12 protein-coding genes are annotated in these 12936 nt (G+C 71.4%); 1 reads left to right on the forward strand and 11 read right to left on the reverse strand.

All coding sequences use genetic code 11. The features are described from left to right. Positions 1 to 2: 2 nt before the first annotated feature. The 3 genes from RMN56_RS09635 to RMN56_RS09645 all read right to left on the reverse strand — a co-directional run bounded on the left by RMN56_RS09635 (position 3) and on the right by RMN56_RS09645 (position 2177). Positions 3 to 719 carry an anti-sigma factor family protein gene (locus tag RMN56_RS09635; protein WP_313723489.1) on the reverse strand — a complete coding sequence of 239 codons (717 nt, stop codon included), beginning with the start codon at positions 717 to 719 and terminating at the stop codon, positions 3 to 5. Beyond that, complete coding sequence (locus RMN56_RS09640; protein ID WP_151461344.1) at positions 716 to 1231, reverse strand: sigma-70 family RNA polymerase sigma factor; 516 nt, start codon at positions 1229 to 1231, stop codon at positions 716 to 718. The genes RMN56_RS09635 and RMN56_RS09640 overlap by 4 nt, the downstream gene beginning before the upstream one ends. A 163-nt stretch (positions 1232 to 1394) precedes the next feature. Continuing rightward, positions 1395 to 2177 (reverse strand): IclR family transcriptional regulator, encoded by a 783-nt coding sequence (locus RMN56_RS09645; RefSeq protein ID WP_313723490.1) that lies wholly within the window; start codon positions 2175 to 2177, stop codon positions 1395 to 1397. A 154-nt stretch (positions 2178 to 2331) separates the two neighbouring features. Here RMN56_RS09645 and RMN56_RS09650 point away from each other — a divergent pair, with 154 nt between their 5' ends. Then, on the forward strand, positions 2332 to 3531 hold the full coding sequence (locus RMN56_RS09650; protein ID WP_313723491.1) for an MFS transporter: 1200 nt from the start codon (positions 2332 to 2334) through the stop codon (positions 3529 to 3531). A gap of 77 nt (positions 3532 to 3608) precedes the next feature. Here the strand turns inward: RMN56_RS09650 and RMN56_RS09655 are convergent, their stop codons facing one another. The 8 genes from RMN56_RS09655 to nuoH form a co-directional block, all read right to left on the reverse strand. Next, a complete protein-coding gene (locus RMN56_RS09655) occupies positions 3609 to 4691 on the reverse strand; it encodes a polyprenyl synthetase family protein (RefSeq protein ID WP_313723492.1) in 1083 nt (360 codons plus the stop codon). A gap of 87 nt (positions 4692 to 4778) precedes the next feature. Continuing rightward, a complete protein-coding gene (gene nuoN / locus RMN56_RS09660) occupies positions 4779 to 6332 on the reverse strand; it encodes an NADH-quinone oxidoreductase subunit NuoN (protein WP_313723493.1) in 1554 nt (517 codons plus the stop codon). Next, positions 6329 to 7861: an NADH-quinone oxidoreductase subunit M gene (locus RMN56_RS09665; protein ID WP_313723494.1), complete on the reverse strand. Its 1533-nt coding sequence runs from the start codon at positions 7859 to 7861 to the stop codon at positions 6329 to 6331. The genes nuoN and RMN56_RS09665 overlap by 4 nt, the downstream gene beginning before the upstream one ends. A 64-nt stretch (positions 7862 to 7925) precedes the next feature. Beyond that, complete coding sequence (gene nuoL / locus RMN56_RS09670; protein WP_313723495.1) at positions 7926 to 9851, reverse strand: NADH-quinone oxidoreductase subunit L; 1926 nt, start codon at positions 9849 to 9851, stop codon at positions 7926 to 7928. Between the two features lie 10 nt (positions 9852 to 9861). Further along, positions 9862 to 10161, reverse strand: coding sequence for an NADH-quinone oxidoreductase subunit NuoK (gene nuoK, locus RMN56_RS09675; RefSeq protein WP_088959269.1), 300 nt, complete (start codon positions 10159 to 10161; stop codon positions 9862 to 9864). Then, on the reverse strand, positions 10158 to 10928 hold the full coding sequence (locus RMN56_RS09680) for an NADH-quinone oxidoreductase subunit J (protein WP_313723496.1): 771 nt from the start codon (positions 10926 to 10928) through the stop codon (positions 10158 to 10160). The genes nuoK and RMN56_RS09680 overlap by 4 nt, the downstream gene beginning before the upstream one ends. After that, a complete protein-coding gene (gene nuoI / locus RMN56_RS09685) occupies positions 10925 to 11566 on the reverse strand; it encodes an NADH-quinone oxidoreductase subunit NuoI (RefSeq protein WP_313723498.1) in 642 nt (213 codons plus the stop codon). Before nuoI ends, RMN56_RS09680 begins: the two co-directional genes overlap by 4 nt. 1 nt (position 11567) lies before the next feature. Further along, complete coding sequence (gene nuoH, locus RMN56_RS09690; protein ID WP_313723499.1) at positions 11568 to 12920, reverse strand: NADH-quinone oxidoreductase subunit NuoH; 1353 nt, start codon at positions 12918 to 12920, stop codon at positions 11568 to 11570. Between the last annotated feature and the right edge of the window lie 16 nt (positions 12921 to 12936).

The raw sequence follows: 12936 nt of genomic DNA on the forward strand, positions 1-12936 counted from the left end.
CCTCAGCGGGCGTCGAAGGCGAGGACCGGGGTGCCGTCGGCGCGCACCAGTTCGAGCCGCACCAGCTCTCCGTGGGTGAAGTGGGTGGCGCCCACCACGCGGACGTTGTCGCCGGGCGCGGCCAGCCAGGTGCCGACCTGCTCCGTCGCACCGTCCGGGCCGTGCGCCACCAGCCGGAAGGTGTACGCCTCCCGGTGACCGGCGCCCTGGTCGTACCCGCAGCGCATGGTGACCTCGGTGCCCCACCTCTTGTCGGTCAGGCCGACCTCGGCGTGCAGCGGCACCGCCCCGGCGACCGGCCGCATGGCCGTCATGGCCACCGGCGCCGGAGCGGTGGCCGTGGCCCTCGCCGTGGGCAGCGGGGCGGCCGGCGGGCGGACCAGGGACACCCCGACGCCGGCCAGCACCGCGAGCGCGGCCGCGGCGAGCGCGGTCAGCGCGTACCGGCGGCGGGACCGGGACCGCTCGCGGCGCCGGCGGTCCCGCGCGGCGTCGAGCAGGGCAGGCACCCGGGACGTCTCGGTGGCGGACGGCAGGAACTGCTCCAGCCCCGCCGGGTCGAGGCGGCCCAGCAGGCCGGGCAGCACCGCGATCTCGGCCACCGCCTCCCGGCAGGACGCGCAGCCGCCGAGGTGCCGCTCGTAGGCGGCCCGGTCGGCGGGGGCGAGGGCGCCCAGGACGTACGCGCCGTCGTCGTGCTCGAACTCGCAGCGGGTCATCCGGTCACCCCCATTTCGGCCAGCACCAACCGTAGTGAGCGCAGCGCGTAGTGGGTCCGCGACTTCACCGTGCCCGGCGGCACCCCGAGCCGGGCGGCCGCCTCCGCCACCGACCGTCCCTGGTAGAAGCACTCGACCAGCACCTCGCGATGGGTCGTGCTCAGCCGGTTCAGCGCCTCGGCCACGGTCCACGCCTCCACCGCGCGCTCCGTCTCGTCAACCGTCTCGGCGGGTTCGGGCAGCTCGTCGGTGTAGACCTCACCGACCCGGGTGGACCGTCGGCGCCAGGCGTCGATGGCCAGGTTCCGGGCGGTGGTGAAGAGCCAGGCACGGACGGAGCCACGCCGCGGGTCCAGTGACTCGGGGTGCCGCCAGGCCCGGAGCAGCGTCTCCTGCACCAGGTCCTCGGCGCGCGACCGGTCGCCGTTGACCAGCCGGAGGGCGTGCGCGAAGAGCGCGTCGGCATGCTCGTCGTGCAGCGCGCGCAGCAGTTGGGCGTCGTGGTCACTGATGGCGGTACCTCGCTTCCGGCGGCGGGGAGACCGGCGATGCGTTCGCCCCTTGATACGTGCCGTGACGCCGAACGGTTCAGCCCCAGCTCACACCGCACGTGTGCACGTGCGGCCGCAACGGTCCCCGCCCGGTCGGGAAGGGACCCTCATGCCGTGCCGGATGTCAGGTGTCCGCGGCGATGCCGTCGGCGACCGCGCGGGCGACCGTGAGCAGCTTGGCCCGGACCACCCGGGCGGAGGTCATCATCTCGCTGGCCGGCAGCGCGCAGGCCAGCACGACCCGACGCTCGATGTCCTTGTCCGGGGTGACCAGCACCGCCGCGCAGGCCACTCCCTGCCGGAACTGCCCCAGCTCCAACTGCATGCCGCGCCGGTCGCCGGCCGCCAGGTCGGCCTCGAAGGCCTCGATCGTGGTGAGGGTGGCGCTGGTGAACGGGCGCATGCCGTATTCGCGCAGGTAGCGGAAGCGCTGTTCGGCCGTGAGGGTGGCGAGCAGGCTCTTGCCGAGCGCCGTGGCGTGCGCCCCCTCGTCGAAGCCCGGCACCAGGTCCTCCAGGTACGGCGAGCGCGGCCCCTCGGACACCGCCGTGATCGCCACCTGGCCGCCCACGAACCGGCCCAGGTAGTGACTCCAGCCGGTGTCCGCGGCGGCCCGCCGCAGCGCCTCTCCGACGGGCGGCGGCCCGCGGAACGCGGTGACCAGCTCCCGGTAGCGGTCGGCGACCTCCAGCCCGACGATGTACGTGCCGTCCTCCCGGCGGATCACGTAACCCTCGTACGCCAGCGTGCGCACCAGGTGGTAGGTGGTGGCCACGGTCAGCTCGCAGCGGCGGGCGATCTGCTTGACGGTGAGCCCCTTCGGCGCACGGCCGACCGACTCGAGCACTCGTAGCGCGCGGGAGACACTTCGGATCAGGTCCGAAGGTTCCGCCAAGGGGTCACGCACAACCACCTCCGCCGCCGGGGACTTACACCATATGAAAAACATGCCCTGTGCGAAATGCCTGTTCGTATCGAGGATGCCAGATCACCGGGCACAGACAGTGCACCGACAGACACGATCAGCTGCCGAAACGTGGCGGGCGTAGGTTTGCCGGATCATGACCGAAACAACGCTGCACCCCGCTCCGCCCGCGTCCCGGCGTACCCTCCGGGTCAACGCGGGCGCGATCGCCACCACGATCGCCTGCGTCCTGCCCGTCTTCCTGGTCGGCGGCCTCGCCGTGCAGATGGGCGACGACCTCGGTTTCACTCCCGCCGGGCTGGGCCTGGCCGTCTCGGTCTACTTCGGCGTCAGCGCCCTCGCCTCGGTGCCCTCCGGCGCCCTGGTCGAGCGGTACGGGCCGGCCGTGGTGGCCCGCGCCGGCATTCTGCTCTCCGCCGGCTCGCTGCTGGCCGTGGCGGGGCTGGCCCGGTCGTACCCGGCGCTGGTGGCACTGCTCGCGCTCAGCGCCGCTGCCAACGCCCTCGGCCAGCTCGCCAGCAACGCCGCGCTGGCCCGCCACGTGCCCGCCCACCGGCAGGGTCTCTCCTTCGGGGTGAAGCAGGCCGCCATCCCGGTCTCCACCCTGCTGGCCGGCGCGGCGGTGCCGACCGTCGCGCTGACGGCCGGGTGGCGCTGGGCGTTCGTGGTGGCCGCCGGCGCGGCGCTGGCCGCGCTGCCGGCCGTACCCCCCGCCGAGCGGGGCCGGGTCCGGCCCGCCGCCGCCGGCCCGGCGGGCCGGGCCACGACGGCGCTCGTGGTGGTCGGCGTGGCGGCGACCCTGGCGGCCGCCGCGGCGAACGCGCTGGGCACCTTCGTGGTCGACTCGGCGGCCGGTCGGGGGCTGTCCCCGGCGCTGGCCGGGCTCACCCTCACCCTGGGCAGCGTGGTCTGCGTGGCGGCCCGGGTGGGCGCCGGCTGGCTGGCCGACCGCCGGGAGACCGGGCACGTCGCGCTGATCGCCGGGATGCTCGTGGTGGGCGCCGTGGGGCTGGTCCTGCTCGCGGTGGCCGGCGCGGTGCCGCTGGTCGCCGGCGTGGTGCTCGGCTTCGGCCTCGGCTGGGCCTGGCCCGGGCTGATGAACTTCGCGGTGGTCCGGCTCCACCCGCAGGCCCCGGCCGCCGCCACCTCGATCACCCAGACCGGGGTGTACGCGGGCGGCTGTCTCGGCCCGCTCGGCCTCGGCACGATCGCCGAGGCGGCCGGCTACCCGGCGATGTGGGGCACCGCGGCGGCCGCCATGCTGCTCGCCGCCGCCTTCATGCTGCTGGGCGCCCGCCTCCTGCCACGCCCGCCCGCGGAGGCCCCGTCCCGGTGATCATGAAGTTGGCGGCACTTCGGGAGATCGACTCCGCCGCTAACCTCATGATCAACCAGCGGGGCCGCCGGGCGGGGTCAGCTGGTGCGGTCGGCGATGTAGTCGCAGAGGGATTCGAGGGCGCGGCGGGCCGGGCTCTCGGGGAGCGGGGCGAGGTGGGCGCGCGCGTCCTCGGCGTAGCTGCGGACGGTCTCCCGGGCGCGCTTGAGCGCCGGGGACTCGCGGAGCAGGCCGAGGGCCTCGGCGTGCAGCGCGTCGTCGACCAGCGGCCCGGTGGCCAGGATCTCCCGCAGGCGGACGCTGGCCGCGTCGGCGTCGTCGGAGGCGAGCGCGTAGAGCACCGGCAGGGTGGGCACGCCCTCGCGCAGGTCGGTGCCGGGCGTCTTGCCCGACTGCATCGACTCGCTGGCGATGTCCAGCAGGTCGTCGGAGAGCTGGAAGGCCACCCCGATGACCTCGCCGTAGCCGGCCAGCGCCTCGATGTGCTCGGCGGACGCCCCGCCGAACATGCCGCCGAAGCGGGCCGAGGTGGCGATCAGCGAGCCGGTCTTCTCGGCGATCACGTGCAGGTAGTGCGCGACCGGGTCGGTGCCGCGCGGGCCGACCGTCTCGGCGATCTGCCCGTGCACCAGCCGGGCGAAGGTGCGCGCCTGCAGGCGGACGGCCTCCGGGCCCAGGTTGGCCGCGATGTCGGCGGCCCGGGCGAAGAGGTAGTCGCCCACCAGGATGGCCACCGAGTTGGTCCAGCGGGAGTTGGCGCTCGGGGCGCCCCGGCGCACGGCCGCCTCGTCCATGACGTCGTCGTGGTAGAGCGTCGCCAGGTGGGTGAGCTCCATCACCACGGCGGCGGGGACGACGTTCGCGGCGTCCGGGTCGCCGAACTGGGCGCCGAGCGCCACGAGCAGCGGGCGGAACCGCTTGCCGCCGGCCTCGACCAGGTGCCGGGCCGCCTCGGTGACGAGCGGGTCGGCGCTGGCCACGCTGGCGCGCAGGTCGGTCTCGACCCGATCCAGGAGGCTCAGCACGGACGCCTCGACGCGTGGATCGGCGAGGTGCAGTCCGAGCGCGCCGAACTGACCCGTGCTCTCCGGGCCCGGACGACCGCCCGGCCCGGTGGCACCTGAACGCTCGCCAGCCGGAATCACCACGCCATCAACCATGCCACACCGGTTCGACCTGCCCAGCGAGGGGGATACGGACCGGGGGCCGGTACGCCACGGCGTACCGGCCCCCGGGGGGAACCAGGGTCATCGCACGAATTCGGCGGCGCCGTTGGCCAGGTCGAGCAGGGGCGCCGGGGCGACACCCAGGACCAGCGTGGCGAGCACGCCGATCACCAGGGCGGCCGAGGTGAGCGCCCCCGGCACGGTGACCGTCGGGGTGGCGTCGCCCGGCTCGGAGAGCCACATCATCACCACGACCCGCAGGTACGGGAAGGCCAGCACCATGCTGGTCAGCACGCCGGCGATGACCAGCCAGGCCTGGTTCGCGTCCAGCGCCGGGGCGAAGACGGCGAACTTGCTGGTGAACCCGCTGGTGAGCGGGATACCGGCGAAGGCCAGCAGGATGAACGTGAAGATGGCCGCGAAGAACGGCGACCGGCGGCCCAGCCCGGCCCAGCGGGACAGGTGGGTGGCCTCCCCGTCGGCGTCCCGGACCAGGGTCACCACGGCGAACGCGGCGAGCACCGAGAAGCCGTACGCGACCAGGTAGAACATCGTGCCGGAGAGACCGTCCTTGCTGGGCGCCAGCACACCCACCAGCAGGTAGCCGGCGTTCGCGATCGACGAGTACGCCAGCAGCCGCTTGATGTCCGTCTGGGTGACCGCCAGCACCGCGCCGACCAGCATGGTCAGCACGGCCACCGCGCCGAGCACCGGGGTGAAGTCCCAGGAGGCGCCGGCGAAGGCCACGTGGAAGACCCGCAGCAGGGCGCCGAACGCGGCGACCTTGGTGCAGGCGGCCATGAAGCCGGTCACCGGCGTCGGGGCGCCCTGGTAGACGTCCGGGGTCCAGACGTGGAACGGGGCGGCGGCGGCCTTGAAGAGCAGGCCGATGGCGAGCAGCGCCATGCCGGCGAAGAGCAGCACCGGGCTGGACGAGGACTCGGCCACCGCGGCGTGCACGGTGGCGAAGTCGACGCCGGCGCCGCGGTTCGGGATCCCGGAGGTGAAGCCGTAGATGAGGGCCACGCCGAAGAGGAAGAACGCCGAGGCGTACGCGCCGAGCATGAAGTACTTCAGCGAGGCCTCCTGGCTCAGCAGCCGCCGGCGACGGGCCAGCGCGCAGAGCAGGTACAGCGGCAGCGAGAAGACCTCGAGCGCGATGAACATGGTCAGCAGGTCGTTCGCCGCCACGAAGATCAGCATGCCGCCGATCGCGAAGGTGACCAGCGGGTACACCTCGGTGGTGCCGCCCGCCCCCTCGGCCTGCCGCCGGTCGTCGTCGGACTCGGCGGTGACCGCGGCATGGGCCACGAAGGCCCCGCCCCGCTCCACCGCGCGCTCGCCGACGAGCAGCAGCGCCATGGCGGCCAGGATCAGGATGGCGCCCTGGAGAAAGAGCGTCGGCCCGTCCACGGCGATGGCCTGACCGGCGGTGATCAGCCGGTCGTCGGAGTTCAGGATCACCATGGTCAGCGCGGCGAGCACCGCCAGCAGGGCGAGCGTGAGCTGCACCGCGTTGCGCAGGCGGCGCGGCACGAACGCCTCGACCAGGACGCCGACCAGGGCGGCGCCCAGCATGATCAGGATGGGAGCGAGCGCCGCGTAGTCGATCGACGGCAGCTTCAGTTCACTCACTTCGCGGCCTCCTGGACACTGCCGATCTCAGGGGCGGGATCGGTCTTGCCGACGTCCTGCATGGTCGCCTGGACGGCGGGGTTGATGACATCGGTGACCGGCTTGGGGTAGAAGCCGAGCAGCACGATCAGCGCGATCAGCGGGGCGACCACGATCTTCTCGCGCAGGCTGAGGTCCCGGCGCATGCCGTCGACCTCGGTCAGGGCCGGGTTGAGGGTGCCCTGGGTGGTGCGCTGCACCATCCACAGCACGTAGGCCGCGGCCAGGATGATGCCGAGCGTGGCGATCACCGCGACCGGCTTGTTCGTGGTGAACGTGCCGATCAGCACCAGGAACTCGGAGACGAACGGCGCGGTGCCGGGCAGCGCCAGCGAGGCGAGACCCGCGAAGAAGAGCACCCCGGCGAGCAGCGGCACGAGCTTGCCGGCGCCACCGAAGTCGCTGATCAGCGCCGAGCCCCGGCGGGCGATCAGCATGCCCACCACGAGGAAGAGCAGGCCGGTGGCCAGGCCGTGGTTGAGCATGTAGAGCACCGCGCCGGTGCCGGCCTGGGTGGTGAAGGCGAAGATGCCGACCCCGATGAACCCGAAGTGCGCGATCGAGGTGTACGACACCAGCCGCTTGAGGTCGTTCTGCCCGACCGCCAGCAGCGCGGCGTAGATGATGCCGATCACGCCGAGCGCCAGCGCCCAGGGGGCGAACCACCTCGACGCCTCGGGGAAGAGCGGCAGGCAGTACCGCAGGATCCCGAAGGTGCCGACCTTGTCCAGCACGCCGACGAGCAGTGCCGCCGCGCCGGCCGGGGCCGCGCCACCGGCGTCCGGCAGCCAGGTGTGGAACGGGAAGAACGGCGCCTTGATGGCGAACGCGAGGAAGAAGCCGAGGAACAGCCAGCGGGCCGTGTCGGTGGCGAACTCGGCCTGGCTGAGCGCCTGCCAGTCGAAGGTCTTCCCGCCGACCACCCAGAGGCCGATCACCGCGGCCAGCATGAACAGGCCGCCGACCAGGGAGTAGAGGAAGAACTTGACCGCCGCGTACTGCCGCTGGTGGCCGCCGTAGCTGCCGATGAGGAAGTACATCGGCACCAGCATGACCTCGAAGAACACGTAGAACAGGAAGACGTCGGCGGCGGCGAAGACGCCGATCATCGTGCACTCGAGGACGAGCAGCAGCGCGAAGTAGACCGGCACCGAGCGCTTGGACGACTCGGCGTCGTGCCACGACGCCAGGATCACCAGCGGCACCAGGATCGCGATGAGCATCAGCATGACCAGCGCGATGCCGTCCACCTCGAAGGTGAAGTTGACGCCCCAGTTCGGAATCCACGCGTACGACTCGCGGAACTGGAACCGGTCACCGTCGGCCTGGAAGGCGATCCACATGGCCACCGAGAGCACCAGCACCAGCAGCGACCAGCCGAACGCCACCAGCTTGGCCAGGTCCGGGTTGCGCCGTGGCAGCAGGGCCACCAGCAGGGCACCGACCAGCGGTGCCACGGTCAGCACCGAGAGGAACGGGAAGTTGGACATTATTCGGCCTTACCTCCGTCGTGACTGCGTGGCCCGCCGGCGGGGGCGGCCGCGTTGAGGTCGATCACGCCAGCCACCCCGCCTGCACCGCCAGGAAGGCCGCCACCACGAGCAGCGCGCCGGTCAGGATCGAGGTCGCGTACGACCGCACGAAACCGGTCTGCAGCCGCCGGAGCCGGCCCGAGCCCCCGCCCACCGCGGCGGCGAGGCCGTTGACCAGCCCGTCGACGCCCCGGTTGTCGAGGAAGACCAGCGCCCGGGTGAGGAAGATGCCCGGCTTCTCGAAGACCGCCTCGTTGACGGCGTCCGTGTAGAGGTTCCGGCGGGCGGCGGTGACCAGCACGCCGGCCGGCTGCGGCTCGGTGGCCGTGCCGTTGCGGAACAGGAACCAGGCCAGCCCGGCGCCGAGCACGGTCACCAGCAGGGAGAGCGTGGTGATCAGCCAGTGCGCGAGGACGGCCTCGTGGCCCTCCTCCTGGCCGCCCAGGCCGGCGGTCGCCTCCAGCCAGTCCGGCACCGACGTCGCGAGCAGGAAGCCCGCCCCGACCGAGCCGATGGCCAGCAGGACCAGCGGGATGGTCATCAGCTTCGGCGACTCGTGCGGGTGCTCGATGTCCTCGGTCCACCGCTTTGGGCCGTGGAAGGTGAGCACGAAGAGCCGGGTCATGTAGAACGCGGTGAGCCCGGCGCCGAGCAGCGCGGCCAGCCCGAAGAGCCAGGCCGTCCAGCCCTCCCGCTCGAACGCGGCCGCGATGATCGGCTCCTTCGAGAAGTAGCCGGAGAGCGGCGGGATGCCGATGATTGCCAGCCAGCCCATCATGAAGGTCAGCCAGGTGACCTTCATGTACTTCGACAGGTTGCCGAAGCGCCGGATGTCCACCTGGTCGTTCATGCCGTGCATGACCGAGCCGGCCCCGAGGAACATGTTGGCCTTGAAGAACCCGTGCGCCAGCAGGTGCACGATGGCCAGCGCGTACGCCGCGCCGCCCAGGCCGACGCCCAGGAACATGTAGCCGATCTGGCTCACCGTGGACCAGGCCAGCACCCGCTTGATGTCGTCCTTGGCCGCGCCGATGACGCAGCCCATCAGCAGGGTGATCGCGCCTACGCTGACCACCACGAGCTGGAGGGTGTGGTCGGCCGAGAAGATCGGGTTGGAGCGGGCGATCAGGTACACGCCCGCGGTGACCATGGTCGCCGCGTGGATGAGCGCGGAGACCGGGGTCGGGCCCTCCATGGCGTCCGGCAGCCACGCCTGGAGCGGGAACTGGCCGGACTTGCCCGTCGCGCCGAGCAGGAGCAGCAGGCCGAGCACCAGGACGGTGGTGCTGCCCAGCGCGCCGACGCCGTTGAAGACCTCGTCGTACTGGGTGGTGCCCAGCATGGCGAACATGACGAAGATGCCGATGGCCAGGCCGGCGTCGCCGACCCGGTTCATGAGGAACGCCTTCTTGCCGGCGGTGGCCGCGCTCGGCCGCCCGTACCAGAAGGAGATCAGCAGGTACGACGCCAGACCGACGCCCTCCCAGCCGAAGTAGAGCATCACGTAGTTGTTGCCGAGCACCAGCAGCAGCATGGCGGCGACGAACAGGTTGAAGTACCCGAAGAACCGCCGTCGGCCCTCGTCGTGCGCCATGTACTCGACCGCGTAGAGGTGGATCAGGAAACCCACCCCGGTGATCAGCAGTACGAAGACGGCGGCCAGCGGGTCGAAGAGCAGACCGAAGTCCACCTTGAGGTCGCCGACCGTGATGAACTGCCAGAGGCTCTGCTCGACCTGCTTGTTCTCCAGGCCACGGAGCTGGAAGAAGTAGGTCAGGCCGAGCACGAAGGCGGCGCCGATGGCCGCCACGCCCAGCCAGTGACCCCAGCGGTCCGCCCGCTTGCCGAGCAGCAGCAGGATCGCCGCGCTCACCAGCGGGATGGCCACCAGCAGCCAGACACTGCCCAGAAGCCCGCTGGCCTGGGCGAATTCCACAGTCTCTTCCACCACGAGCCCCTCAGTACTTCAGCAGGTTGGCGTCGTCGACGCTCGCCGAGCGCCGGGTCCGGAAGATCGACATGATGATGGCGAGCCCGACCACGACCTCGGCCGCGGCCACCACCATCACGAAGAACGCCATGATCTGGCCGTTCAGGTCGCCGTTGATGCGGCTGAACGTGACCAGCGTCAGGTTGGCCGCGTTGAGCATCAGCTCGACGCACATGAACAGCACGATCGCGTTGCGCCGGACCAGCACGCCGACGGCGCCGATGGTGAACAGCACCGCCGCGAGGATCAGGTAGTAGTCCGGGGTCATTTGTCGGTCCCCTTCAACGAGGTCTCCTCGGCCGTCAGCTCGCGCACCGGCAGGATCTCCGGGATGCTGCGGTCGGTCAGCCGGCCGTCGGGCAGGCGGGCCGGGGTGGCCACCGAGGACGACGTGGCGAAGACGCCCGGACCGGGCTTCGGGCCGGGGTAGTTGCCGGGGCGGAACCGGGCCTTCATGGTGGCGACCTGGTCCATCCGGTCCTCCTTGCGCCGCTCCACGTGCGCCAGCACCATCGCGCCCACCGCCGCCGTGATGAGCAGCGCGGAGGTCAGCTCGAAGGCGAAGACGTACCTGGTGAAGAGCAGCCGGGCGATGCCCTGCACGTTGCCCTCGGCGTTCGGCTGGTCCAGGCCGACGGCCTGCACGCCCTCCAGCGCCCGGTAGAGCCCGGAGCCGATCAGGCCGGCGAAGCCGAGCCCGAGCACCACCGCGGCGACCCGCTGGCCGCGCAGCGTCTCGATCAGCGAGTCGGAGGCGTCCCGGCCGACCAGCATCAGCACGAACAGGAACAGCATCATGATCGCGCCGGTGTAGACGATGATCTGCACCATGCCGATGAACGGCCCCGCCTGGAGCACGTAGAACACGCCCAGGCAGAGCATGGTCAGCACCAGCCAGAGCGCCGAGTGCACCGCGTTGCGCGCCCACACCATGCCAATCGCACCGAGGAGGGCCAGCGGGGCGAGGATCCAGAAGGTGACCTCCTCACCCCCGGACACCTGGCCCGCCGCGGCGAGCACCGTCTGACTGGTCATGCTCCTGCTCCCTTGCCCGCCTCGGCCCGCTGAGCGGCCTGCTCGGCGCCGGGGAAGGTCACGCCGGGGTGCTCCTCCACCTGGTACCGGCCCGGGCCCATCGGCGAGTGCTCGGCGCCGGCCGAGGTGCCCGGGTTGGTCAGTGCGCCGACGTAGTAGTCCTTCTCGCTGTCGCCCAGCCGCATCGGGTGCGGCGGCTGCTCCATGCCCGGCAGCAGCGGCGCGAGCAGCTGCTCCTTCGTGAAGATCAGGTCCTGCCGGTTGTCCCGGGCGAGCTCGTACTCGTTGCTCATGGTGAGCGAACGGGTCGGGCAGGCCTCGATGCAGAGCCCACAGAAGATGCACCGCGCGTAGTTGATCTGGTAGACGCTGGCGTACCGCTCACCCGGGGAGAAGCGCTGCTCCTCGGTGTTGTCGCCACCCTCCACGTAGATCGCGTCCGCCGGGCAGGCCCAGGCGCACAGCTCGCAGCCGATGCACTTCTCCAGCCCGTCCGGGTGCCGGTTGAGGATGTGCCGCCCGTGGTAGCGCGGCGCCGAGACCGGCGGCTTGAACGGGTAGTCGGTGGTGACGACCTTCCTGAACATGTGCGAGAAGGTGACCCCGAAGCCCTTGAACGTTCCGGTGATCGCGCCCACGTCACACCTCCCCTGACTCCGAGCCGGCGACCACGTTGGCCGGCTCCCGCTCGGCGACCACGCGCTTGGTACGCGGGCTCGGCGGAACTTGAAGATCCATCGGCGGCAGCGGGAAGCTGCCGTGCGGACGGCTGTTCACCTGCTCCTGCAGCGGCGGCTTCGGCGTCTTCTTGCGGCTCGGCCAGAAGAGCGTGGCCAGCAGCAGCACGCCCGCGCCGATGCCGGTGGCGACCAGCCGGTCCTTGGTCTGCCAGTCCTCGATCGAGCGGAGCCCGCTCAGCACCAGGATCCAGACCAGGTTGATCGGCAGCAGGACCTTCCAGCCGAAGCGCATGAACTGGTCGTAGCGGAGCCGGGGCAGGGTGCCCCGCAGCCAGACGAAGACGAAGACCAGGGCGATGACCTTGCCGAAGAACCAGAGCATCGGCCACCAACCCGAGTTGGCGCCCGCCCAGAGCGTGATCGGCCAGGGTGCCCGCCAGCCACCGAGGAAGAGCGTGGTGGTGACCGCGGACATGGTCACCATCGAGACGTACTCGGAGAGCATGAACAGCGCGAACTTGAGCGAGCTGTACTCGGTCATGAAGCCCGCGACCAGCTCCGACTCCGCCTCGGGCAGGTCGAACGGCGCCCGGTTGGTCTCACCGACCATGGCGATGAAGAAGATGATGAAGCTGGGCAGCAGCAGGATCGCGTACCAGCCCGGGGCCGGGATCTGCTGGCCGGCGATGGTCAGCTCGGTGGCGTCCCCCTGCGCGGCGACGATCCCGCTGGTCGACATCGTGCCGGCGGTCATGAACACCGCCACGATGCTCAGGCCCATGGCGACCTCGTACGAGATCATCTGGGCGCTGGACCGGAGACCGCCGAGCAGCGGGTACGTCGAGCCGGAGGCCCAACCGCCGAGCACGATGCCGTAGATGCCCATCGAGGAGCAGGCGAGGATCACCAGCACCGCCACCGACACGTCGGTGACCTGCAGCGGCGTGTGGTGGCCGAAGATGCTCACCTTCGGGCCGAACGGCACCACCGACAGCGAGGTGACCGCGCAGATCACCGAGATGGTCGGCGCGAAGAAGAACACCACCTTGTCGGCCGTCCGCGGGAGGATGTCCTCCTTGAAGGCCATCTTCAGACCGTCGGCGAGGGTCTGCAGCAGGCCGAACGGGCCGACCTGGTTCGGGCCGGGCCGGACCGCCATGCGGCCGACCACACGGCGCTCGAACCAGACGCCGAGCAGCGTGGCCAGCAGGCCGAAGACGAACGCGAAGACGATCTTCCCGAGGACCAGCCACCACGGGTCCTTGCCGAAGTCGGCCAGCGTCGGGTCCTGCGCCGCGAGGTAGAGGTTCACTGCGCCCGCCTTTCGT

The organism is Micromonospora halotolerans (assembly GCF_032108445.1).
Classification (GTDB): domain Bacteria; phylum Actinomycetota; class Actinomycetes; order Mycobacteriales; family Micromonosporaceae; genus Micromonospora; species Micromonospora halotolerans.

Bases quoted from the DNA above. Each gene is read 5' to 3' on its own strand.
- RMN56_RS09680 (WP_313723496.1), bottom strand. From the start codon at position 10,928: ATGACCAGTCAGACGGTGCTCGCCGCGGCGGGCCAGGTGTCCGGGGGT.
- RMN56_RS09635 (WP_313723489.1), bottom strand. From the start codon at position 719: ATGACCCGCTGCGAGTTCGAGCACGACGACGGCGCGTACGTCCTGGGC.
- RMN56_RS09650 (WP_313723491.1), top strand. From the start codon at position 2,332: ATGACCGAAACAACGCTGCACCCCGCTCCGCCCGCGTCCCGGCGTACC.
- RMN56_RS09665 (WP_313723494.1), bottom strand. From the start codon at position 7,861: ATGTCCAACTTCCCGTTCCTCTCGGTGCTGACCGTGGCACCGCTGGTC.
- nuoK (WP_088959269.1), bottom strand. From the start codon at position 10,161: ATGACCCCGGACTACTACCTGATCCTCGCGGCGGTGCTGTTCACCATC.
- RMN56_RS09655 (WP_313723492.1), bottom strand. From the start codon at position 4,691: ATGGTTGATGGCGTGGTGATTCCGGCTGGCGAGCGTTCAGGTGCCACC.